Raw genomic sequence first — 23,486 nt, 5'->3', positions numbered from 1 at the left:
GGACGTGACGACGCTAAGCCGGGCGTCGATGCGAAACCTGTCAGGACGCTCGCGCGGTGCGCGACAGGATGAGTTGTTCCACATTGGCTGCGTCGGCATCGCATTCCGCTGCGCGCTTCAGAAAAGTCGCGCGATTGATGTCGTCTTTTTCCGACAGATCGCGCAGCATCCGCGATTTTTCGCGCAGCGATCGCAAGGTGTCGTACATGCTCTGTTCGAGCAATTCGTCCTGCCGATGGGCCAGAGCATTCTGCGTGTAGGCGTGCCCGGTATGACAGCGGAACCGGCTGATCGGACCATCCTCGATCCGCCACAGCACGCCGTTGCAATCGGGGCAGTTATAGGGCGCGAGCTGCCCTAGCTCGTCCTCGCTCGACATGCTGGCCTTCTCCAGTCCTGCGATCATCAGTTCCAGCTTCACCTGCTCGGATACCGGGTGCGTGGGCCCGGCTTCTTCCGCGACAAGCGATGACAGCGCGGTGCCGATCACGCCCGCGTGGGCAATGAGTTCAGGCTCCCCGACCGCGCTGATCGCGGCGCGCGGCATGCTCGGCGAAGTGGAATCGTTGGGGTCCTGCACGATCACCCCCCCGCCGGCGCCCACGATCGCCCTGCACCCCGCTGCACCATCGTCGAGATAGCCGGAGAGGATCACCCCCGTGGCGCGCGCGCCTCCAAAAATCGCAAGCGAGCGAAAGAGCGGATCGATCGCGGGCCGAAAGTTGTTTTCTTTCGGGCCGCGCCGCAGGTGAACATGATCCTCGCCGATGACCATATGGGCGTCGGGCGGCGCCAGATGCAGGCAGCCCGGCGCGATCCGCGCCCCGTCGGCCGGTTCCACCACGTCGATGGGGCTGCGCTGCTTCAGGATATCGAGCAGGTGCCCGGCTTCCCGGGCGCGGTGCAGCACCACGAACAGCGCTGCCGGTGCCTGCGGCTCGTACGCAGCGAGCATATCGAGCAAGGCGGGAAGCCCACCGGCGCTGCCGCCGATGCCGATCCGGTCGCGGCGTTGCGCGCCCTCACCCATCGCGGCGCCTGATCGCCTGCGCGACACGCGACAGCATGGCGGCCGGTGAAGCCGGTTTGGCGAGGAACGCGCGCTCTTTCAGCTTGCTGGCCAACCTGAGTTCCGAACCGTAACCGGAAACGACGAGGAACGGCACGTTGCGCTTCTCGAGCAGGTTGAGCAGCGGCGTGGCTTCGTCGCCATCGATATTGAAATCGACCACCGCGAAGTCGAGCTGTTCGCTCTCGACCGATTCGATGGCACTCTCCAGATCATTGAACGGCCCAACGACCGAGCAGCCTGCCCCCATCAGCGAGTTCGTATACTGCTCGGCCACCAGCCATTCGTCATCGAGCACGAGGATACGCGCACCTTCGATAAGGCTCAGGTCGACGGGGGGGAGAGTGGAAGCGGGCGAAGCCTGTGGCTGACCGTCGGTCACCGAACCTGGCAGTATCCGCGAGCTGGGTATGGCGCAGGTCACCCTCAGACCATCCTTCGCGAAGTCGATTTCGGTCTTGGCACTCAGCTGCGCGCGCAGAATCCGCTCGATAACGGTCGATCCAAAGCCCTTGCGTTCGGGGCGTTCAACCGGCGGGCCGCCGCTTTCTTCCCACACCAGGTCGAGGATATCGTCACCACCGTCTACCGGGCGACGCCATTGCCAGGCGACCCGCAGCGCCCCCTCGCTCGGGGCAGGTCGCCCACGAGCAAATATAGCCGGCGGCATGCAACGCATAGGAGATTTCGGAGCAGATCTCCTCATCGTCGTCTATGATGTGCAGTACCGGCTTAGCCATCCGTCACTTCCATTGGCCTACCCTTGCGGACCGCATCCGGGGTGACAACGACGAATTTGGGGAAGTCGATCGTTACGATCGCGCCACGTTCGGGCAGTTCTCGCGACGCGATCGCGATCTTGCCGCCGATTTCCATGATGATCTGGCGCGAGATATAGAGGCCAAGGCCCGTACCGCGATCGGAATCCTTGGTGGTTGCGAAAGCGTCGAATGCATTCTCGGAATGGGTCAGTGAAACACCGGTGCCGTTGTCCCTGATGCTGATCCGCAGCCCACCGTCGACATAGGAAACGCCGATGGCGATCGCGCCTGTCAACGAGTTTTCACCGTTCTCGCGGCGTGTCGCGATGGAATCGACCGAGTTCTGGATCGCGTTGACCATCACCTGCTCGAGCCCCACCCGTGGCGCAAGCAGCGATGGCGCTGGACCGTCCGGCATCGTGACCTGCACGCCCACATCGTGTTGAACAAGCAGCGGCCGCATGAAAGACAGCGTGGCTCCGATCGCATCGCCCAGATCGAGCGGCTCCGGGTCGCTATCCTCGATCCGGGTATAGCGTGAAATGCGCGCGATGATGTCCCGCGCCCGGTCCACCTGCTCGCTGATCCGGTCCAGCTTGCCACGCGCACGGGTCACGCCATCGTCGTCTTCCTGATCGAGCAATAGACGCCCGTTCTCCGCGCACAGCGAAATGGTAAAGAGCGGTTGCTTGAGTTCGTGGCTGAGCGCCGACGCCATGCCGCCCAGCTCTGTCAGTCGCGCCTGCTGAAGCATGCGGTTCTGGGCCAGCTTCGACTGGCGAAGGCGCACCATCCAGCCCGAACGCCACTTGCCCGGGCCACGCAGATCGCGAGCGACGAGCAGGTACCAGTCTTTCTTGTCGTCTCCTGCCAACCGGAACTCGATGAATGTTTCGGCCGCGTTGCGCATTTCGGCGAACACCATGCAGTCGTTCGGATGCACCTTTTCGGACCGGTCCTGGGCCACGCGATCGAGACTGACGTCCTGGAAATGCAGGGTGGACGTCTCTGCATCGAAGAAAATGTTCGCGGCGAGACTGAGATCCATCTCGGTCTTGAGTTCCTCGACGGCGCTGGCGATCCGAGCGCGCTCTTCCACGAGCCCCGCGAAGCTGTTGTTCGCGGCCACAATCGCGGCGATCGGGCGATCGAACTCGGTAAAGGCGAGCTCTCCCGGCGCGGACAGGCCGGGACGACCAAACCCTTCGGCCACATCTTTCCACGCGCGCAGCGATCGGTTGAGCGCCCGCGTGAGGAACAGCTGCAACAGGATGGCGAAAGCGAGCAACACGCCCGGGGCAATCATCTGCACCAGCACGCCGCGATAGGCCTGTTCCGCCAGCGGCCGGGTCGAAAACAGGTAGTAATAATCGCCGCCCGCGATTTCGGTCTGGGCAAGCTGGCAGGCCGAAACCCAATAGGCGAAGGTGTTGCGATCGTTCGGGCCGGTGACCTGCGAGCCGTCGTCGATCCGTTCGCAACCGAACTGGGCCATCGCAGCGGGCGAGCGCAGGCTGCTCTCTTGCTCCGAAATCAGCACCTTCTGGCGAGTGATCCCCGCATGGGTCAATTCGGCCAGCCCAAGGAAAGGCTCCTCGCGAAAAATCCCCCGCCCGATCCGCAGATCGACCTGCAGGCCTGTCTCTGCCTGAAATGCCCTGAAATCCTGCGGAAATTTCTGAACGCTCCCGACAAAAAGGACAAGCGCGGAGGTAAGGACGATGAGCATGATCGAGGCAGGCAGCAGCTCGGAAAGGCTGAAGGTCCGCTGTCTCGAAACACGACCGGCACGAAGATTCACCGCCAGCAGCGACATGGCCAGATCGACCAGCGCCGCCATCAGCGCCTCGTTGATGACCTTCCGAATGATCGCCAGGGCAATGATCGTCGGCGAGGCGCCATAGTGGAAATGGAGGAACAGGTAGGCCGCAAGCGCCCCGATCGTGAGGAAGAAAACAACCGTCGCGATCGCGAGCGAGCGACCGAGAAAACGGACTCGATCGACGAACACGACGTGGGCGAACGCCATCACCATCGTGAACACGTGCCCCCACCAGAGCACCGATGCGCCCATGGTCAGAACCACCATCGGGAGCGCCAGTCGGAGCCCGCCGATCCGATAGGCCAGCAGGTAGAAAAGCGGCCCGAGATACAACTCGAAGCCGGGGGCGAGAACGATGCGGAACGAGCTTGCGGCGGTTGCAACGACACAGAAGACGATCGCCAGAAACCAGCCCCGGGCGGTCATCCGCTCGAGCGTCTGTTTCCCGAATGGCGTTTCTTGCCCTGAAAGGGTGCGGGGAAGCAGGCCGTCCATCAATGCACCGCGTCTTGTGCCAGCAACGGCAGCAGCACATCGAAATCGACCGGTTTGAAGAGAAGCGGAACATCCTGCTTCGCGATTTCGCGCTGAACCTGTTCGGTCAGGTCGATATGGCCCGTCATCATGATCGATCGAACGACCTTCGCGCTCAATCCGCTGTCCGACCGGATCGCGCGGATCAGGTCCAGCCCGCTTCCCTCACGGAGGCGCAAATCAGTGAGCAGCGTCAGCGGAAAGGCGCGTTCTCGTACACAGTCGATGCCGTCGGCGACGCTCGCCGCGCCGCGAACCGCGAAACGCCGCAGTTCGAGCATCTCGACCAGCTCCTCGCGCACGTCGGCTTCGTCTTCGACAACCAAGATCATTCGGGGCAATTTCCGCGGTCAAGAGTTTACTCGCCTTACCCCGACAAGTGCTGACATTTGGTTAATCGTGCGGCCATGTAACTGTATTCCTTAGTTACTAAAACCTGCCCCGCCGGAGGATAACGGTCCTTAAGAAGGCGGTTCTTACGCTACAGGTGCCGCACTCTTGCGCCTCCCGATATGATCGCCGGATGGATGCGCAATCGCCGATCAATCGGCTTATGAACCGCTCGCGGGCATCGCGATGCCCGGCCCCACAAAGCGCTCCATCAGCCATGCGGTTGCCGGGCCCGGAGCGATATCGGATCGATGGATGGCCGAGAATCGATACGTGCCGCCCGTATCATCGGGCATGGCCAGCCTCACCAGCGTGCCCGCGACCAGATCGCCTTCGATCATCGGCAGCGGCATGTTGCCCCAGCCGATCCCTTCGCGCAGCAGAGCATGTTTCGCGCCGAGGTCCGCCAGCCGCCAGGTATGCGGCGACTGGACCGCGAAATCGCGCCCCTGCGTCAACGGCGAACGATCGGTCAGCACCAGCTGGATATGGTCGCGTCCGGCACCGGGCTTGAGCTTGGTTTCACGCGCCAGCGGATGGTCGGGCGCGGCGACCGGCACCAGCGTAACCGCGCCCGCATCCATTCGGTCGAGCCCTTCACCCTCGGCAGACACTGGCCCGGCAACGCCGAGCCCCGCCTTGCCGTCCAGCACCAGCGCGGCAACCGCACCGAGCGCCTCGACATGCAAACGCAGCGGCACGGTCGGGAATTCGGAGGCGAAGGCACGCAGGATGCTTCCCAGCCGTTCGGCAGGCAACATCACGTCCACCGCAAGGCTGACTTCCGCCTCCAGCCCTTCGAGCAGGCCCCTGGCCCGCGCGCGCAGGCCATCGAGGCCCGCTGCGACCACCCGCGCGTCTGCAAGGATCGCCTCGCCTTCGGGGGTTAGCACGGGGCGTTTGGTCCCCTCGCGCGTGAACAGTGTGAGGCCGAGCTGAGCCTCTAGATTGCTCACCCCATAGCTGATTACCGAAACCGCCCGGTTCAGCCGCCGGCCGGCAGCGGCGAAGCTGCCCTCCTCGACCACGGCGAGGAATATCTGCAGCTGGTCGAGCGTGGGGGAGCCGGGTTCGGACATTTCGACTTTCTTGAACAATCGGATCGAACTTATCCCACTTAGCAGCAGGGGTGTGCAAGCCTAAATCGGAACCAACGCAGCGGAACCGGCACCTGCCGATGTCCGCCAAAGGCAAGGAGAATCGCAATGATCGAACTGCGTCCTTTCGATAGTCTGGGTGGCGAAAACCACGGCTGGCTCGATGCCAAGCATCATTTTTCTTTCGCCAATTACCACGATCCTGCGCGCGTCCACTGGGGCAATCTGCGGGTCTGGAACGACGACACGATCCAGCCGCACACCGGCTTCCCGCCTCATCCGCATCGCGACATGGAAATCATCACCTATGTCCGCAAAGGCGCGATCACGCACGAGGACAGCCTCGGCAACAAGGGCCGTACCGAGGCAGGCGATGTGCAGGTAATGAGCGCGGGCACCGGCATCCGCCATTCCGAATATAACCGCGAGGACGAGGTCACCCAGATCTTCCAGATCTGGATCATCCCGACCAGCGAAGGCGATGCCCCGCAATGGGGTGCCAAGCCCTTCCCCAAGGGCGACCGCGCAGGCCAGTTCGTGGTTCTCGCCAGCGGCTACGAGGATGACGATGACGCCCTACCGATCCGCACCGATGCGCGGGTGGTGGGCGCGACGATCCGCGCTGGAGAAACGGTCGAGTATCCGCTCGGCTCCGCACGCAAGGGCTACCTAGTCCCCGCGACCGGAGCGGTCGAGATCGACGGCCAGACGGTCAACGCACGCGACGGCGCGGCGATCAGCGATCTCGAAGTCCTGCGAATAACCGCCCGAGAAGACAGCGAAATCGTCCTCGTCGACGCGGCCTGAACTCATATATCGGAGAACATGACATGACCAACATCCTGCACGTTTCAGCCAGTATTCGCGGCGACGAGTCCGTCTCGCGCAAGCTGGGCAACCGGCTGGTCGAGAAGCTTGCCACAGCATCGGAAGCGACCATCGTCACCCGCGATCTCGCCGCCAACGACCTGCCGCTGATCGATGCGGATCGCTTCGCAGCCAACTTGACCCCGCACGAAGAGCGCGACGACAATCAGCAGGCGCTGGCGGGCATCGCCGATACCCTGATCGGCGAATTGCAGGCGGCGGACACGCTCGTGCTCAGCCTGCCGGTCTACAACTTCACCATGCCCTCCACGCTCAAGGCCTGGGCCGATCTGGTCGCACGTGCCGGAACGACCTTCCGCTATACCGAGCAAGGGCCCGAGGGACTGCTGACCGGCAAGAAGGTCTACGTCGTGATCGCCAGCGGCGGCACGCCGATGGGCAGCGAGATCGACTTTCTCACCCCGTGGCTTCGCCACTTCCTCGGCTTCCTCGGCATGACCGATGTCGAGATGGTCGCGGCCGACGGGATCATGGGCATCGACGGCGAGGAAAAGATCGAAGCCGCCTCGCAGGCCATCGAAGCGCTGACGCCCGACAAACTGGCCGCATAACATCGACCCCCGGGGCGCTTTCAAAGTGCTCCGGCGGTGATTTCCCTTCTGGCTGCGCCACCCCCGGCAACCAATTCGCGATTTCGCTCGTTCGACTTGAAAAAGGAGGACACATGGCAGCGCGCGCATATTGGCAAGGGCAGATCCGCTTGGCGCTCGTCTCGATTCCGGTCGAGATCTATTCGGCATCGCAAAGTGGCGCGAAAGTGAGTTTCCGGCAAATTCACGAGCCGTCCGGCAAACGCATTTCCTACGAAAAAGTGGTCGAGGGCGTCGGCCCCGTCGACCGGGACGACATCATCCGTGGCTACGAGCTGTCGAAGAACAACTTCGTGTTGCTCGAGGACGAGGAGATCGAAGCGGTCAAGATCGAGAGCAAGAAGACGCTCGAACTGGTCCAGTTCGTCGACCAGTCGGAGATCGACCCGCTCTATTTCGAAAAACCCTATTACGTCGTCCCCAAGGACGATCTGGCCGAAGAAGCGTTCATCGTTCTGCGCGAGGCATTGCGCAAGGCGAAGAAGACCGCGCTGGGCCAGCTCTCGGTGCGCGGGCAGGAAAAGCTCGTCGCGATCAAGCCCTGCGGCAAGGGCATGCTGCTCGAAACGTTGCGCTATGCCGACGAGGTACGCGAGGGGCAGAAGTTTTTCGGCGGCATCGGCGACGACAAGCCAGAGAAAGAGTTGCTCGAACTCGCGGATACGCTGATCGAGAAGAAGACCGCGCCCTTCGATGCTGGCGAGTTCGAGGATCGCTATGCCGAGGCGCTCAGGAAGCTGATCGACAAGAAGGCCAAGGCGAAGGGCAACACCACGATCATCGAGGACGACGACGAGCCCTCCGGCGACGGATCGGGCAACGTGATCGACCTGATGGCCGCACTCAAGAAGTCGGTCGATGACGAGAAGCCCGCCAAATCCCGCACGAAAAAGAAAAAGAGCGCGTGACAAATGGCCGGCAAGTACAAGCCCGATCCGCTCGCCGAATATAACGCCAAGCGCGATTTCAGCCGAACGAAGGAGCCAGCCGGGAAGGCCGGCAAGAGCGGCAAGGATCGTATTTTCATGGTCCAGAAACACGACGCGACGCGGCTTCACTGGGACCTGCGCCTGGAGCACGAAGGCGTGCTCAAGAGCTGGGCGGTGACCAAAGGCCCCTCCCCCGACCCGGATGTGAAGCGCCTTGCGGTCCGGACCGAGGACCACCCGATGGATTACGCCACCTTCGAGGGCACCATTCCCGCCGACGAATATGGCGGCGGCACGGTGATGCTATGGGATCGCGGCACGTGGCATCCGATTGAAGGCAAGAGCGCCGACGATATCGAAGAGGGCCACCTGCACTTCGTGATCGACGGAGAGCGGATGAAGGGCGAATGGCTGCTGATCCGGATGAAACCGCGCAAGGGCGAGAAGCGCGAGAACTGGCTGCTGCGCAAGCTGGACGACGACTATGCCGAAGATGGCGACGGGTTGGTCGAGCAGGCCCTCACCAGCGTCGACACAGGTCGCTCGATGGCGGAGATCGCGGCGGGGCGCGCGCCGGACGCTGCGACGGGCGACGACGAAGCCGCCGAACCGCTCGCCAAGATGAAGCGCGCGCGTCGCGCGTCGAAGCCCGGAAAACCGCCCAAATTTACCAAGCCTCAGCTCGCGACGCTGGTCGACGAGGTGCCGACCGGCAATCGCTGGATGCATGAGATCAAGTTCGACGGATATCGCGCGCTGATCGCGGTTTCGGGCGACAAGGTCACCGTGTGGACACGCAACCAGAAGGACTGGACCGACAAGTTCGGTCCGCTGGTGGACGCGATCGCTGCGCTCGACCTCCCCCCTGCCCTAATCGACGGCGAGATCGTTGCGTTGGACAGCGACGGCAATCCCGATTTCTCGACGCTTCAGGCCGTTCTCAAGCGCGGGCATGGCTCGCAGGGGCCGAAAGACAAGCTCGCCTTCTTCGCCTTCGATGTGCTCGAAGTGGATGGCGAGGACCTGACCGGGCATACGAATATCGAGCGCAAGGAGCATCTTGAAGCGCTGCTCAAAGGTGCACAGCCGCCCATTCACGTTGCAGAACACGTCATCGGCGCGGGCGAGACGCTCTACACGCAGATGTGCAAGGCGGATCAGGAAGGGATCATCTCCAAGCGGATCGATGCGCCCTATCGTCACAGCCGGACGAAGAACTGGGTGAAGGTCAAATGCGTCCAGCGGCAGGAGTTCGTCGTGGTCGGCTGGTCCGAAAGCGCGGCCAAGGCGCGACCCTTTGCCTCGCTGCTGCTGGCGGCGCGCGATGGCGAGGATCTGGTCTATCGCGGCAAGGTCGGCACCGGGTTCGACGGCGACGATCTCGATGCGCTCTCCGGCAAGCTCGACCGGCTGGCCCGCAAGACCCCGCCGCTCGATGTGCCCAACGCGGATAGCCGCAAGGCGCATTGGGTGACGCCCAAGCTTGTCGCTCAGATCGCCTTTGCCGAACTGACCGCAGAGGGGCGTGTACGCCATGGCAGCTTCCTCGGCCTGCGGCAGGACAAGGACGCCCAAGATGTCGAAGACGATCGCGGCAGCCCTGCCCCAGCGCCCAAGGACAATGTCGAGATTTCCAGCCGCGACCGGGTGATCTTCCCCAACAGCGGAGAGACGAAGGGCGACCTCGCGGATTACTACGAGGCCATCGCGCCGATCATGCTGCCGTTTGCCTCGAGCCGACCGCTCAGCCTCGTGCGCTGTCCGCAAGGGCGCGCGAAGAAGTGCTTTTTCCAGAAGCACGACAATGGCGGCTTCGGGGACGGCGTGAAGGCGGTCCCGATCAAGGAGAAGGATGGCGGCGCGGAGGATTACCTCTTCATCGAGGATGCGCGTGGGCTGCTCCAATGCGTCCAGATGGGCACGATCGAGTTCCACGGCTGGTGTGCGCGCAGCGATGCGGTCGAGAAGCCAGACCGGATGGTGTTCGATCTGGACCCCGACGAAGGGCTGGACTTCACCGAGGTGCGCGACGCTGCGCGCGATATCCGCAAGCACCTCGCCGATATCGGCCTCACCAGCTTCGCCATGGTTACGGGCGGCAAGGGCATTCATGTCGTGGTACCGCTGACGCCGGGGCACGACTGGGAGGCGCACAAGAGCTTTGCCCAGCGCTTTGCCAAGGCGCTCGCGCAGGCGCAGCCCGACCGGTTCACCGCGACCATGAGCAAGGAGAAGCGCAAGGGCCGCATCTTCATCGACTGGCTGCGCAACCAGCGCGGCAGCACTGCGGTCATGCCCTACTCCGCCCGCGCCCGCGCGAACGCCCCGGTCGCAGCCCCGATCGCCTGGAACGAGCTGGAGAAGCTCGAAGAGGCGAACGGTTTCACGATTGGCGACACGAACCGCCTGCTCGACCGCGCAAAATCCAAGAAGCTCGCCGGGTGGGGTTTCGCGGACCAGCGGTTGCCCGACGTTTAGGCAACGCTCGGGCCGATCCGCGAGCCAAAGCGCGATAGCATTCCGCCACGATTACAGGCTCTTCGCGTGGTCGTGCCAGAACCCGTGCGCCAGCGTCGCCGAAAAGCGCGCAGAAACGCAACACTGCGCACCAATCGGTGCCTGTCTTGAAACTGCCACCAATCCGTCACCCAAGCGAAAACAAAGGAGCCTAGCCGCCCGCTCGAACGGGATTCGATAAAACACAAAAAGGGGCTTCCTCTCATGTCCAAGATTCGCCTTGCCACACAGGTTGGCATGTTCGCACTCGCGTCGGCCATCGCCGCGCCCGCCATCGCCGGGGAGGTCAGCGGCGTCGTGGTCGATTCGACCGATACGGTCGCGCTGCGCGCCGCCGAGGTCCGCATTGTCGAACTGGACCGCACCGTTCCATCGGAACGCGACGGCTCCTTCCTCTTCGCCGATGTGCCTGCGGGCGAATACACGATCGAAGCGCGCTATGTCGGCGCCGAGACCGCGCGCGAGACGGTCACCGTTCCGGCAACTGGCACCGTCAGCATCACGCTGCAACTCTCGGCCAGCGGCGGCGAGGCGATCCTGGTGGTCGGCCAGCGCGCCAATCAGGCCAGCGCCCTCTCGCGCAAGCGCGAATCGGATGTCGTCAGCGATGTGCTGACCCGCGATGCGATCGGCCAGTTCCCCGATCAGAACGTCGCCGAATCGCTGCGCCGCCTGCCCGGCGTGAATGTGCTGAACGACCAGGGCGAAGGCCGCTTCGTTTCGGTGCGCGGGCTCGACCCCGATCTCGTTTCGACTTCGCTGAACGGCGTACGGGTGCCCTCGCCCGAAAGCGATGTGCGCTCGGTCGCGCTGGATGTCATCTCCAGCGACGTAATCGAATCGATCGAGGTGAAAAAGTCGCTCACGCCCGACATGGACGGCGACACCATCGGTGCCTCGGTCGAGATCGAGACGACCAGCGCGTTCGACCGCCGCAAGAGCCTGCTGACCGGCAAGATCGAAGGCAGCTATAACGAATATGCGGACCACATCAGCCCCAAGGGCAGCGTGGATTTCGCTACGCGCATCGGCGACAATTTCGGCGTTTCGGGCGGTCTCTCGTACTACAAGCGCAAGTTCGAAACCGACAATATCGAGGCCGACGATTATTCGGACGAGGCCGGCATCTTCCCCGCCGAAGTGCAGTACCGCGACTATGACGTAGAGCGTGAACGGGTCAGCGCGACGCTAAACTTCGATGTCCGTGCGGGCGATTCGACCGAGCTTTACGCGCGCGGCATCTACAGCCAGTTCGACGATCACGAATATCGGCGTCGGCTCACCTTCGACCTCGGCGACTTCGAGGATTTCGGGCCGACCACGGTCACCGCGAACGGCGCAACCTTCGACGATGCGACGATTGTCGACCCCACCGACCCGACCGAAGATGTACGCCAGCGCATCGGCGTGGAGCGGGACATCAAGGATCGCTTCGAAAGCCAGAAGATCCGGTCCCTCGTTCTGGGCGGCGAAAGCGACTGGGGCACCTGGTTCGCCGATTATTCGGTCAGCTGGGCCAAATCGTCCGAGCGCGAAGACGGCAGTGTCGACCCTGCGGAATTCCGCCAGCGCTTCTCGGATGACGGGCTGGCCATCGGCTTCGACTACTCGGACCCGCGCCGCCCGATCTATTCTGTCATCAACGACCCCGGCAGCTTCCTCGACACCGACGAGTACGAGCTCAACGATCTCGAATTCACCGCCCTCTCGGCGGCGGAAGACGAGGAATATGCCGCCGTATTCGACCTCGGTCGTCGCTTCGCGAAGGATGGCGGCGAGTTCACCGTCCAGGGCGGGTTCAAGGGCCGCTGGCGCGACAAGACCTACGACAAGAACGTCGAGTTCTATGAGAACGACAACTTCACCCTGACCGACGCGCTGGGTGCCGGCCAGACCTATCGCATCACCGACCTCGGCCCGGTGCCGGGCTTCACCGAAGCGACGGACTATTTCCGCGGCAACTTCGCCGATTTCGACTTCGTCCAGGCCGACAGCGAATTCGACAGCGCGGTGGAAGACTACAGTGTGGAGGAAGACATCCTCGCCGGATATGCTCTCGCGCGGTGGGACAGTTCGACGCTTCGCGTGATCGGCGGTGTGCGCGTCGAAAACACCAAGAACGACATCCTCGGCAATACGGTTACTCTTTACGAAGAAGATGCGGACCTGCCGGGCGGCGGCACCGCGAGCGAGCCAACCGTCTTCGTGACCCCCGTGACTTTCCGGAAGGATTACACCGACTGGCTGCCCAGCCTGAACATCCGCTGGGAAGCGCAGCCCAACCTCGTGACGCGCCTGGCCGCCTACAAGAGCCTGGTCCGCCCCAAGCTTTCCAAGCTCGCACCGCGCTTCGCCGTCGAACAGAATGACGATAACGAGCGTGAAGGCGAATTCGGCAACCCCGATCTCGATCCCTATCGCGCATGGAACTTCGATGCCTCGCTCGAATATTACATGAGCAGCAACGGCGCGATCACGGCGGCGGTGTTCTACAAGGACATCGAGGATTACATCGTCGATGCGACCTTCGAGGATGGCGACGAGCCTTTCAACGGCGTCTATCGCGGCATCACGTTCGACGAAGCGGTCATCCCGCTCAATGGCGACAACGCGCATGTCTTCGGCTTCGAGGCCGGTTTCGCCCAGTCCTTCGGCTTCCTGCCCGGCGCGCTGAGTGGTCTGATCGTCCAGGCGAACTACACCTATACCGATGCCAAGGGCACGATCTTCACCGATGGCAATATCGCGGATCCGCGCGAAATTCCGCTCCCCGCAACCTCGCGCCACACCTTCAACGTGGCGCTCGGTTACGACAAGGGGCCGCTCGATATCCGTCTGGCAGGCACCTATCGCGACCGCTATCTCGATGAAATTGCGGGCGAGGCGGAGCTTGATCGCTATGTCGACAACCACTTCCAGCTGGACCTGAGCGCCAAGTACAAGCTGACCGACAATATCAAGCTGTTCTACGAATGGGTGAACATCAACAACGCTAAGTACTATGCTTACAACAATTTCGGCGGCCAGCAGAACCTCTACCAGTTCGAGGAATATAGCTGGACGATGAAGGGCGGCGTAAGGGTGACCTTCTGATGAGCATGCATTTCCAATCCGTCGCCATCGCCAGCCTCACGCTGGCGGTGGGCGGCTGCGCCACCACCCCCATCATCGGCGATCCGGCAGTGTCGGTTTTCGCCACCGCCGAAACCGCGCCGGTCGGCACCGCCAACGACGATGCGGCCGACGATCCCGCCATCTGGCGCAACCCGGTCGATCCGGCGAAGAGCCTGATCGTGGGGACCGACAAGAAGGCGGGCCTGCACGTCTACGACCTGCAGGGCCGCGATCTCGCCTTCCTCGGCGGCGGGCTCTACAACAATGTGGACCTGGTCGAACTTGCCGATGGCCGGGTGATCGTCGCCGCCAGCGACCGGACCGATCCGGCGACCGCGCACCTGCTGATCGCCACGCTCGACACCGCGTCGGCCAAGCTCACCCGGATCGCACGGATCGAAGTGGGCGAAGGCGAAGGCTACGGCGTGTGCATGGGCGCGCCTGCCGCAGATGGCACGGTCGATATCTTCAGCGCGCCCAAGGAAGGCGTGATCTACCGCACGCAGGTGAGGCTGGCAGCTGACGGCTCCGGCGCGACCGGCAGCACTTCGGTCCTCACCACCGTACCGAGCCAGCCCGAAGGCTGCGTCGTCGATCCGCGCACGAACACGCTCTATATCGGCGAGGAAGCGGCGGGCATCTGGGCAATCGACATGCGCAGCGGCGACAAGGAACTAGTCGCGACCGTGGACAACAAAATGCTGGTCGCGGATGTCGAAGGCTTGGCGCTCGCCCCAGAAGGCACGGACGGCGGTTACCTCGTCGCTTCGAGCCAGGGCGACAATGCTTATGCGGTCTACAAGCTGCCCGGCATGGAACCGCTCGGCCGCTTCCGGATCGCGCAAGGAACCCTCGGGGCGACCGAGGAAACCGACGGGATCGGACTGCGTACTGGCAGCTTCGGGCCGGATTATCCGGCAGGCCTGTTCGTGGCGCAGGACGGGATCAACCCGCCCTCCGCCCAGAACTTCAAGCTGGTCTCGTGGGCGTCAATCCTCGAAGCGCTGGAGAAAGCACCAGCGCAATAGTCGCGCAGATGGAGGGTGGCTCCCGGTGCGGTTTCGCCCTCCCCTTTCGCGCGATAGACGGGTCATACCCGCTGCCTTGCCCTTGCGCTGTCGCGTGCCCGCTCTAGGCTGGTCCGCAACGATCCAGCAGCGGGACAACGCATGAAAACCTCCCTTCTCCTCCTCACCACGGCGCTCCTCTCCACCACTGCATTGGCGCAGGCGCCGCAGCGAGAGGCACAGGCCGACCCGGTCGAGGAAACCGAAGCGCCCGAGGACGAGAGCCTGCGGCCCGTCACCGGGATCGACACGCTGCCCGAACAGTCGCCCGAAGACGACGCGACCGGCGGATCCATCGCCGCGAACGACGAAGAGCCCGAGTGGGACGTCAGCAATCCGCCCGGTGTCGCGATCGAGCAGGTTGCGATCCGCACCGATGAAGCCACCTGGGTCGACGTCGATGTCTCGCCCGACGGGCGCATGGTCGCGTTCAACGTGCTGGGCGACATCTACACCATGCCGATCGAGGGCGGCACGCCCACGCGGATCGCCGAAGGCCTCGCATGGGAGGTGCAGCCGCGCTTCTCGCCCGACGGCACGCGGATCGCCTTCACCTCGGATCGCGGGGGCGGCGACAATATCTGGATCATGAATGCCGACGGGTCGGACAAGCGGCAGCTGACCAAGGAAGATTTCCGGCTGATGCACCAGCCGACCTGGTCGCCCGACGGGCAGTTCATCGCCGCCAAGAAGCACTTCACGACCGGGCGTTCGCTCGGCACGGGCGAGGTCTGGCTCTACCACGTCTCTGGCGGCAGCGGCGTCGCGCTGGTCGAGCGGCCCAATCCGCAGCACCAGAAGGAACTGGGCGAGCCGATCTACGCGCCCGACGGCAGCGCGATCTACTACACGCGCAATATCACCGGTGGCCCGATCTTCGAATATGCGCAGGATTCGAACACCAACCTGTTCAACATCGAACGCTACGACCTGGAACGCGGGGAGGTCACGACGGCGGTCAGCGGGCTCGGCGGCGCTGTGCGCCCCACCCCTTCGCCCGACGGCAAGATGATCGCCTTCGTGCGGCGCGAGAACACCCGCTCCAAACTGTACGTCAAGGATCTCGAGAGCGGCGCGACGCGCAAGATCTACGACGATCTCGATCAGGACGTGCAGGAAACCTGGGCGGTCACCGGGGTCTATCCGAACATGGACTGGACGCCCGACAGCCGCTCGATCGTGTTTTGGGTCGGCGGCAAGATCCGCCGCGTCGATGCGGACGGCAGCAATGCGCGCGTCATCCCCTTTACCATCGACGACACGCGCGGCGTGGCAAGAGCGCCGCACCCGGTCATCCCGGTCGAGCAAGCCACCGTCGAGGTGACCATGCCCCGCTTCGCCGAGGTTTCGCCCGATGGCCGGACGGTCGTGTTCGAAAGCCTCGGCCGGCTCTACACCATGCCCGCAGGCGGCGGCGCGATGCGGCGGCTGACGAATGCCGACGACGGCATGGAGCTCTATCCCAGCTGGTCGCGCGACGGATCGCGCATCGTCTATGTCCGCTGGACCGACAGCGGCCTCGGCCAGATCCGCGCCGTCGGCGCGAACGGACGCGGCGACCGCGCGATCACGACCCGCCCGGGCCACTATTCCCGCCCCGTCTTCTCGCCCGACGGATCGACCATCGTCTTCGAGCGCGGATCGGGCGGTTACCTGACTGCGCCCGAATATAGCGACGATCCGGGCGTCTATCGCATCCCTGCAAGCGGCGGCACGCAGACGCTGGTCACCCGGTCGATGGGCGATCCGCATTTCGGTGCGAGCAGCGATCGAATTTTCATGACCGGGTCTGATGGCGGCGCGCAGCAGCTCGTCTCCACCGATCTCAACGGCGAGGCCATGCGCGTCCACGCGAAGGGCGATCTGGTCACGGGATATCGCGTCTCGCCCTCGGGCAAGTTCTTCGCCTTTACCGAGAATTACGATGCCTTCGCGATGCCGCTGATGCCGGGCGGCCAGGCGGTCAGCATCTCCGCCGGGGCCAAAGCGCTCCCGGTGGTCGAACTGTCCGATTCCGCCGCCGATTATGTCCACTGGTCGAGCGGGGGCGACAAGGTTCACTGGTCGCTCGGCCCGACGCTTTACACCGCATCGCTCTCGCAGCTGTTCCCCTCCGCTCCGCCCGCCGAGGGTGATGAGCGCGCCACATACCAGCCGCCGGAAACCGGCGTGTCGATGCTGCGGACCGAGCGCGCGGCGCTTTCCACCGGGAGCCTCGCAATCACTGGCGCCAAGGTCGTTACCATGGCGAACGAGGATGGCGGCATCATCGAGAACGCGACGATCCTCATCAAGGACGGGCGGATCACCGCCGTCGGGCCGACCGCCGCGATGACCTACCCCGCAGGCACGCCGACGATCGACGCGCGCGGCAAAACGATCCTGCCCGGCTTCGTCGATGCGCACGCCCATGGGTCCTACGGCGATGGCGATCTGGTGCCCGAGCAGAACTGGAACCTGCTCCAGACCCTCGCTCTGGGCACCACGACCATCCATGATCCATCCAGCGGCACGACCTTCTTCGTGGCCGAAGACATGCAGCGCACCGGACGCATCGTCGGCCCGCGCATGTTCAGCACCGGGCGGATCATCTACGGCGCGCGCGCGCCGGGCGCCTATGCGCAGATCGATACGCTGGCCGACGCGCTCGACCATGTCCGCCGGCTGAAGGCCGAAGGCGCGCCGAGCGTGAAGAACTACAACCAGCCCCGCCGCGACCAGCGCCAGATGGTCGTCGAAGCGGCGCGGCGCGAGAACATGCTGGTGGTGGCCGAAGGCGGATCGCTGTTCGGCATGGACCTGAACCTGATCGCGGACGGCAACTCCACGCTGGAGCACAACATCCCGGTCATGACCATGTATGACGACGTGGTGCAGTTCTTCGGCCAGTCGAACACCAATTACACCCCCACGCTGGTGGTCGGATATGGCGGGCTGGCTGGTGATCCCTACTGGCGACAGGCGACCGACGTCTTCGCGCAGCCGCTGCTCCAGGCGCACACCCCGCCCGCGATCCTGCGCGCAGGCAATGCGCGGCGCACGACCGCACCCGAGGGCGATTTCATCGATGACGATGTGGCGCGCGAGGCGAAGAAGATCGCCGATGCGGGCGTGCTGGTCTCTATCGGCGCGCACGGGCAGCAGGCCGGGATCGGCACGCACTGGGAAATCTGGTCCTTCGTGCGCGGCGGCATGAGCCCGCTGGAAGCGCTGCGCGCGGCTACCATCGTGCCTGCCCAATCGCTCGGAATGGATCGGGAGATCGGCTCGCTGGAGCCGGGCAAGCTCGCCGACCTCGTCATCATCGACGGCGACCCGCTCGCCAATATCCGCAACACCGAACGGGTGGAGACGGTGGTGATCGGTGGGCGCGCCTATGATGCGACGACGATGAACGAGACCGTCACCGGGGATAGCGAACGCGCGCGGTACTGGTGGGAGTAGGCGCCGGGGCAATGCCCTTGGTACGCCCACTCTTAGACATCCTCGACAGAAATTTGCCCTGAATTCGAGGATGTCCGGCCGCATTCCTTACCCGATGTTAACCATCGTCCCATAGCGCTGCTGGTCATCGGGAAGTGATGATCGGACGTTAGTGAAGCACGACGGAACTCTTGTTCCCGGCGAGGTTGGTCTCCCCGCCGAAGATGGTTTCGACCGCAAGCGCGTGTCTTTCACGCGCAAGGTCGCTCTGCGCATGATCGTGCTGGCTTTCTGCGCAGCGGGGATCGTCGCGCTGTTCTCATTCTTTGCCGCCAGGAACGAGGCCGAGGATACGCTGGTCGGCGAGTGGAAAACGCAGATCGAACTGCGGGGGCAATATGAAAGCCAGCGCTTTCTCGACGCCGAAAAGCTGACCGACCGCATGGCCGAGAAGTTCGTCGCGCTCTATTCCGATCCTTCTGTCGCGAGCTCGACCGACTTTTCCAACTATTAATTCCGCCCCGGCGACGGCACCATCCGTCTGCGGCCCGAATATCACGTGGCAACTCCCGAGGGAGGGGACGCGCGCATCGGCCGCACCGGCGTTTCGGGCTTTATGTCCCGCGAACGCCCGAACCTGACGCCCGAACTGCAGCGGCGCCTTATCCTCACCTACGAGACCGTGGCCATGTTCGGTCCGGGCGCGTCGGCCGATTTCACCAACGTCCATGCATGCCTGCCCGAAAACGCGCTGGTCATCTATTGGCCCGAGGTGGCGTGGGGCCTCGACGCCGCGAGCGATCTGAATATGACCAAAGGGTCGGTGCTGCGCTCCACCCTGCAGGCCTATAATCCGACCCGCGAACCGGTCTGGACCGGCCTCTATTACGATGCGACAGCTTCGAACTGGACCATCACGTTTCAGAAGCCGGTCGACTGGCAGGGCCGCCACCTCTTCACCCCGAGCCTCGACGTGAGCCTGAACGACTTGATCGCCAACGTCGTCGACGGCGCGCCCGACGGAACCTACGACATGATCCTGTCGCGCGATGGCAAGCTGGTGGCCTACCCCAAGGGGCTCCACGGTCTTCCCGAAGATGCCGGCCAGATCAATGTCGCGCAAACCGGAAATCCGGCGCTGAGCAGCGTCTATCGCCGGTTGCAACAGCGCGATCCAGACTTTGCCGATCAGGCCAATGTCGAGTTCGACCCTGCTCTGGATGCCTATGTCGCCAGTACCCGCATCGCCGGGCCCGGTTGGTGGCTGGTGACTGTTCACCCAAAAGCGCAGGTAGAGGCCCGCGCGCTGCGTTCCGCCGGTTCGGTCCTGATCCTGATCGCGGTGCTGTTCGGAGCGTTCATTCTGACGGCCATCATCGTGCTGCGGACCAGCGTCTCAAAGCCGATCAGGAAGCTGACGCAGGCGTCGCATTACGTGGCCGATGGTCATTATGGTTCGGTGGCAGGCAGCGACCATGACCTGCCGGTTCGCCGGGACGACGAGATCGGAACGCTAGCGCGCAGCTTCCGGCGCATGGCCGACAAGATCGAGAATATGCGGACCGGGCTTGAACGCACGGTTGCCGAACGGACCATGCAGCTCGAACTCGCGAACCAGCAGCTGCTCGATCAGAGCCGCAAGGACTCGCTGACCGGCGCGTTGAACCGACGCGCATTCGACCAGGATCTTCGTCAGGGCATGCTCGATGCGAGCGAAGGCACCTGCATTGTGCTGGCCCTGTTCGATGTCGACTTCTTCAAGCCTTACAACGATCACTACGGCCATGTGGCCGGCGACAGGGCCCTCGAAAAAGTCGTCGCGCAGATCGGCGCTGCGTTACCCGGAGCTTCGATCTACCGCTATGGCGGAGAGGAGATCGCGGCGATCGTTCCGTGTTCGGCGACCGACGGCGCGCAAGGCGCGGTCGAGGCGGCCGTGCGCGCGGTTGCCGGGATCGCAATTCCCCATGCCAAGAGCCCCACCGGCAAACTGACCGTCAGTGCAGGTGCAATGAAGATTCCCGAGGACGTCGCCGACAGCGAGCAGGACCGCCGAGCCGTTCTCGAAGCCGTCGACAAGGCCCTCTACGCAGCCAAGGATGCCGGGCGTAACCGCTCCGAATGGCTCTCCTGAGCCCTAGAACACCGCGTGCTCGCCGCGCTCGGCTTGTTCTTCGCCGCTCAGCAGGCGCTCGTAATAGTCGAACAGCGTGTCGGAGCCTGCCGAGGGTGTCGCTGCAGCATCGTAGCGCGCGCTCTCCGGGTCCCACACGAGCATCGACTCGGTCGCATAATAGCGCCCGATCCGCGCGAGTTCGGCCTTGGCCCGGAAGGTCGGCACGAAACGTCCCAGGGTTGCGAGCATCAGAACAATGGAATCCAGCAACGCCACCGGCACATGCCTGATGCGCGGTGCCTCTTCGAGCATGGCGAACAGTTTCTCCGCCTGCATCAGCGGAGTAATCGCCTCTCCCGGACCGCCAATAGGCAGGATGCGGTTGCGCCGCTCGGGATTGTCGATGCAGTCCGCCAAATAGTCGGCGAGGTCATCGTCGCTGATCGGCTTGCAGGCGGTCAGCGTGCCATCGCCGAATACCATGAAGGGCTTGCCCTGCCGCACGCGCTCGACCTGACCCGAAAGCGATTTGAAGAACGCGGTGGGCCGCACGATCGTGTAGTCGATGCTGGATTCGATCAGCGCGCGTTCGAAAGCCAGCTTCGCCCGCTGGAATTCCAGTTTCGGCTTCTGAACGCAGATCGCGGATAGCAAAATCATATGCGATATCCCCGCCGCCTGCGCCTGATGCAGCGCGCCCAGATGCGCGTCATGATCGATCCGCCATGCGTCATCTGGCGTCCCTGTCCGCGATGCAAGGCAGGAGAGCATCACATCGAACCGCTGCCCCCGGATGCCATCGTTCGCCAGCGCGGCGGGGTCGGTCACTTCGCAATCGCGCAATTCTGCGCCGGGAGGCCCATGCCGCTCGCGCCGTACCAGGCAGACAACCTCGTGCCCGCGCGCGACCAGCGCCCGCACCGTTGCGCGGCCGATCGTGCCCGTCCCCCCGAGGACGAGAACCCGGCGCGCTTGCAAGCCATTTGCTTGATTGGGCGTCATCGCGCCAGCTTACGCAACATCGCTAGCATGCGCGAGCAATAGCTCACCAACGAACATGGTGGGCCAAGGCCGCTGGCGTCAGGCAGGGCCCGGATCAGGGCTGCGAAATATTTCGCAAGCCAAAGCGGCAAAAGTCGCGTAAGGGAGGTCCAACTTCGCCGGACGCGACGCGTTCGACGATTCCCCCGTTCTGCACTGCTGATGACCAAGTCCAGCCGCCTGGGGTCGCCCGGCGCGCGTGCATTGATTCCCAAGGTTATGACATGAATTTCGACACACTCCCCGACACCCTGCAAACCGCGCTCACCGAACGCGGCTATTCCGAGCCGACCGATGTTCAGGCCGCCGTTCTCGAACCCGAAGCACATGGCCGCGATCTCGTCGTCTCCGCTCAGACGGGCTCGGGCAAGACCGTCGCCTTCGGCCTCGCCTTCTCGCGCCAACTGCTCAACGACAGCGGAAAAGTGCCCTTCGCGGGCGCACCGCTCGCGCTGGTCATCACCCCCACCCGCGAGCTTGCCTTGCAGGTCAGCCGCGAGCTTTCGTGGCTCTATGGCAAGGCGGGAGGACGCGTTGCGACCTGCGTCGGCGGGATGAACCCGTCGGCAGAGCGCAAGGCGCTGCGCTCGGGCGCGACCATCGTCGTAGGCACGCCGGGCCGCCTGCGCGACCATCTGGAGCGCGGCGCGCTCGACCTGTCGGCGCTGAAGGCGGCTACGCTGGATGAAGCCGACGAAATGCTCGACATGGGCTTCCGCGAAGAGCTCGAGACCATTCTCGATGCGACCCCCGACGGGCGCCGCACACTGCTGTTCTCGGCCACCATGCCCAAGCCGATCGAGGCCCTCGCTCGTCGCTACCAGAACAATGCGCTGCGCATTTCGACGGTCAGCAAAGAACGTGGCCACGGCGACATTTCCTACGAAGCGGTCGTCGTCTCTCCTCCCGAAGTGGAGAACGCGGTCGTCAACCTGCTGCGCTATCACGAGGCCGAAACCGCGATCCTGTTCTGCGGGACGCGCGAGAAGGTCCGCCACCTGCACGCAACCTTGCAGGAACGCGGCTTCGGGGTGGTCTCGCTGTCGGGTGAAAACTCGCAGACCGAACGCAACCAGGCATTGCAGGCGCTGCGCGATCGGCGCGCACGCGTGTGCGTCGCCACCGATGTTGCGGCACGCGGCATCGACCTGCCCTCGGTCAGCCTGGTGATCCATGTCGAGATTCCGCGCGATGCGGAGAGCCTGCAGCACCGCTCGGGCCGGACGGGCCGTGCGGGCCGCAAGGGTACTGCGGTACTGGTGGTGCCGTTCTCGCGCCGCCGCCGGGTGGAGCAGATGCTCCGCAATGCGAAAATCGATGCCAAGTGGACCGATGCGCCCGACCGCCAAGCGATCCGGGACAAGGACCGCGACCGCCTGATGCAGACCTTGCTGACTGCGGTGGAGCCCGACGAGGACGACAGCGATCTGGTCGATGCCCTGCTCGCACAGCGCACTCCGCGCGAACTCGCAGGGATGCTGGTATCCGCGCACCGCGCCAAGATGCCCGAACCGGAAGATCTGATTGCCAACACGCCCGAAGCGCGGCGTGCAGCCCAGGCCGAAAAGCACCGTCCCGGGTTCGAGGATACGGTCTGGTTCCGGATGGACATCGGCCGCCGCCGCAATGCCGATCCGCGCTGGATTCTGCCGCTGCTGTGTCGTCGCGGGCACATCACCCGCAATGAAGTCGGCGCAATCCGGATCGGCCCGGACGAAACCTACTTCCAGATCCCTCGCGCCATTGCGGACAAGTTTTCCGATGCGCTGCTGCGCACGGCAGGCGACGACGAGGATGGCGAGAATGTCCTGATCGAAGCCTCCGCCTCGGGGCCGCGAGATGCCGCACGGACCAACCGCAAGGGGCCGCCACACGGCCGCCGCGACGGTAAGCCCAAGCCGCATCGCAAGAGCAACAATTCGTCGTTCAAGCCCGGCCCCAAGGGCAAGGGATCGCCGAAGAAAGCAACGAACAAGGACCGTTAGGATAGCGGTAGACGGGCTCGACGAGCCTGCTTTCGTTCGATAGCAATCCGATCGACGCGACACGTTTGTCCAGCCCGCGTGGATCGGCGCTTTCGAGCGCCCTCGGACAGATCACCCGACGATCGCTCTTCCAACCGCGTCTT

The 23,486-nt window shown here is 63.9% G+C and carries 16 protein-coding genes; 10 read left to right on the top strand and 6 right to left on the bottom strand.

All coding sequences use genetic code 11. The annotated features are described in order from the left end of the window. Positions 1-40: 40 nt before the first annotated feature. The 5 genes from AAG612_RS00720 to AAG612_RS00700 form a co-directional block, all read right to left on the bottom strand. Positions 41-1,057, bottom strand: coding sequence for a chemotaxis protein CheB (locus AAG612_RS00720; RefSeq protein WP_342506260.1), 1,017 nt, complete (start codon positions 1,055-1,057; stop codon positions 41-43). Further along, positions 1,023-1,739, bottom strand: a complete 717-nt coding sequence (locus AAG612_RS00715; RefSeq protein ID WP_342506258.1) for a response regulator — start codon at positions 1,737-1,739, stop codon at positions 1,023-1,025. Before AAG612_RS00715 ends, AAG612_RS00720 begins: the two co-directional genes overlap by 35 nt. Before the next feature lie 62 nt (positions 1,740-1,801). Beyond that, positions 1,802-4,078 carry a sensor histidine kinase gene (locus AAG612_RS00710; protein ID WP_342506256.1) on the bottom strand — a complete coding sequence of 759 codons (2,277 nt, stop codon included), beginning with the start codon at positions 4,076-4,078 and terminating at the stop codon, positions 1,802-1,804. A 68-nt stretch (positions 4,079-4,146) separates the two neighbouring features. Continuing rightward, positions 4,147-4,518 (bottom strand): response regulator, encoded by a 372-nt coding sequence (locus tag AAG612_RS00705; protein ID WP_342506254.1) that lies wholly within the window; start codon positions 4,516-4,518, stop codon positions 4,147-4,149. A 219-nt stretch (positions 4,519-4,737) separates the two neighbouring features. Then, on the bottom strand, positions 4,738-5,655 hold the full coding sequence (locus tag AAG612_RS00700) for a LysR family transcriptional regulator (RefSeq protein ID WP_342506252.1): 918 nt from the start codon (positions 5,653-5,655) through the stop codon (positions 4,738-4,740). Between the two features lie 126 nt (positions 5,656-5,781). On the opposite strand from AAG612_RS00700, the gene AAG612_RS00695 reads away from it, so the two are divergent. The 9 genes from AAG612_RS00695 to AAG612_RS00655 all read left to right on the top strand — a co-directional run bounded on the left by AAG612_RS00695 (position 5,782) and on the right by AAG612_RS00655 (position 20,335). Continuing rightward, positions 5,782-6,480 carry a pirin family protein gene (locus AAG612_RS00695; protein ID WP_342506249.1) on the top strand — a complete coding sequence of 233 codons (699 nt, stop codon included), beginning with the start codon at positions 5,782-5,784 and terminating at the stop codon, positions 6,478-6,480. Between the two features lie 23 nt (positions 6,481-6,503). Further along, a complete protein-coding gene (locus tag AAG612_RS00690; protein WP_342506247.1) occupies positions 6,504-7,112 on the top strand; it encodes an FMN-dependent NADH-azoreductase in 609 nt (202 codons plus the stop codon). Positions 7,113-7,225: 113 nt separating this feature from the next. Beyond that, positions 7,226-8,059 carry a non-homologous end joining protein Ku gene (gene ku / locus AAG612_RS00685; protein ID WP_342506245.1) on the top strand — a complete coding sequence of 278 codons (834 nt, stop codon included), beginning with the start codon at positions 7,226-7,228 and terminating at the stop codon, positions 8,057-8,059. Positions 8,060-8,062: 3 nt separating this feature from the next. Beyond that, entirely contained in the window at positions 8,063-10,558 is a 2,496-nt protein-coding gene (gene ligD / locus AAG612_RS00680; RefSeq protein ID WP_342506243.1) for a DNA ligase D, read from the top strand. A gap of 243 nt (positions 10,559-10,801) precedes the next feature. Next, positions 10,802-13,690 carry a TonB-dependent receptor gene (locus tag AAG612_RS00675; protein ID WP_342506241.1) on the top strand — a complete coding sequence of 963 codons (2,889 nt, stop codon included), beginning with the start codon at positions 10,802-10,804 and terminating at the stop codon, positions 13,688-13,690. After that, on the top strand, positions 13,690-14,739 hold the full coding sequence (locus tag AAG612_RS00670; RefSeq protein WP_342506239.1) for a phytase: 1,050 nt from the start codon (positions 13,690-13,692) through the stop codon (positions 14,737-14,739). Before AAG612_RS00675 ends, AAG612_RS00670 begins: the two co-directional genes overlap by 1 nt. Before the next feature lie 141 nt (positions 14,740-14,880). After that, positions 14,881-18,222 carry an amidohydrolase family protein gene (locus AAG612_RS00665; protein WP_342506236.1) on the top strand — a complete coding sequence of 1,114 codons (3,342 nt, stop codon included), beginning with the start codon at positions 14,881-14,883 and terminating at the stop codon, positions 18,220-18,222. A gap of 151 nt (positions 18,223-18,373) precedes the next feature. Beyond that, complete coding sequence (locus AAG612_RS00660; protein ID WP_342506234.1) at positions 18,374-18,715, top strand: hypothetical protein; 342 nt, start codon at positions 18,374-18,376, stop codon at positions 18,713-18,715. 45 nt (positions 18,716-18,760) lie between these two features. Further along, entirely contained in the window at positions 18,761-20,335 is a 1,575-nt protein-coding gene (locus AAG612_RS00655) for a GGDEF domain-containing protein (RefSeq protein ID WP_342506232.1), read from the top strand. A 3-nt stretch (positions 20,336-20,338) separates the two neighbouring features. On the opposite strand, the gene AAG612_RS00650 is transcribed toward AAG612_RS00655, so the two are convergent. Continuing rightward, complete coding sequence (locus AAG612_RS00650; protein WP_342506230.1) at positions 20,339-21,319, bottom strand: NAD(P)H-binding protein; 981 nt, start codon at positions 21,317-21,319, stop codon at positions 20,339-20,341. Between the two features lie 263 nt (positions 21,320-21,582). On the opposite strand from AAG612_RS00650, the gene AAG612_RS00645 reads away from it, so the two are divergent. Beyond that, complete coding sequence (locus AAG612_RS00645) at positions 21,583-23,343, top strand: DEAD/DEAH box helicase (protein ID WP_342506227.1); 1,761 nt, start codon at positions 21,583-21,585, stop codon at positions 23,341-23,343. The last annotated feature ends 143 nt before the right edge of the window (positions 23,344-23,486 follow it).

This window comes from Citromicrobium bathyomarinum (genome assembly GCF_038594605.1).
GTDB lineage: Bacteria > Pseudomonadota > Alphaproteobacteria > Sphingomonadales > Sphingomonadaceae > Alteriqipengyuania > Alteriqipengyuania bathyomarina_B.
The sequence above is the reverse complement of the archived record's forward strand: the minus strand, read 5'-3'. Positions and strand labels throughout refer to the sequence as shown.

What these genes read in the sequence shown, in the direction of transcription:
- AAG612_RS00695 (WP_342506249.1), top strand. Translation starts at nt 5,782, where the DNA reads ATGATCGAACTGCGTCCTTTCGATAGTCTGGGTGGCGAAAACCACGGC.
- ku (WP_342506245.1), top strand. Translation starts at nt 7,226, where the DNA reads ATGGCAGCGCGCGCATATTGGCAAGGGCAGATCCGCTTGGCGCTCGTC.
- AAG612_RS00670 (WP_342506239.1), top strand. Translation starts at nt 13,690, where the DNA reads ATGAGCATGCATTTCCAATCCGTCGCCATCGCCAGCCTCACGCTGGCG.
- AAG612_RS00710 (WP_342506256.1), bottom strand. Translation starts at nt 4,078, where the DNA reads ATGACCGCCCGGGGCTGGTTTCTGGCGATCGTCTTCTGTGTCGTTGCA.
- AAG612_RS00700 (WP_342506252.1), bottom strand. Translation starts at nt 5,655, where the DNA reads ATGTCCGAACCCGGCTCCCCCACGCTCGACCAGCTGCAGATATTCCTC.
- AAG612_RS00645 (WP_342506227.1), top strand. Translation starts at nt 21,583, where the DNA reads ATGAATTTCGACACACTCCCCGACACCCTGCAAACCGCGCTCACCGAA.
- AAG612_RS00675 (WP_342506241.1), top strand. Translation starts at nt 10,802, where the DNA reads ATGTCCAAGATTCGCCTTGCCACACAGGTTGGCATGTTCGCACTCGCG.
- AAG612_RS00650 (WP_342506230.1), bottom strand. Translation starts at nt 21,319, where the DNA reads ATGACGCCCAATCAAGCAAATGGCTTGCAAGCGCGCCGGGTTCTCGTC.
- AAG612_RS00715 (WP_342506258.1), bottom strand. Translation starts at nt 1,739, where the DNA reads ATGCCGCCGGCTATATTTGCTCGTGGGCGACCTGCCCCGAGCGAGGGG.
- AAG612_RS00665 (WP_342506236.1), top strand. Translation starts at nt 14,881, where the DNA reads ATGAAAACCTCCCTTCTCCTCCTCACCACGGCGCTCCTCTCCACCACT.
- AAG612_RS00705 (WP_342506254.1), bottom strand. Translation starts at nt 4,518, where the DNA reads ATGATCTTGGTTGTCGAAGACGAAGCCGACGTGCGCGAGGAGCTGGTC.
- AAG612_RS00690 (WP_342506247.1), top strand. Translation starts at nt 6,504, where the DNA reads ATGACCAACATCCTGCACGTTTCAGCCAGTATTCGCGGCGACGAGTCC.
- ligD (WP_342506243.1), top strand. Translation starts at nt 8,063, where the DNA reads ATGGCCGGCAAGTACAAGCCCGATCCGCTCGCCGAATATAACGCCAAG.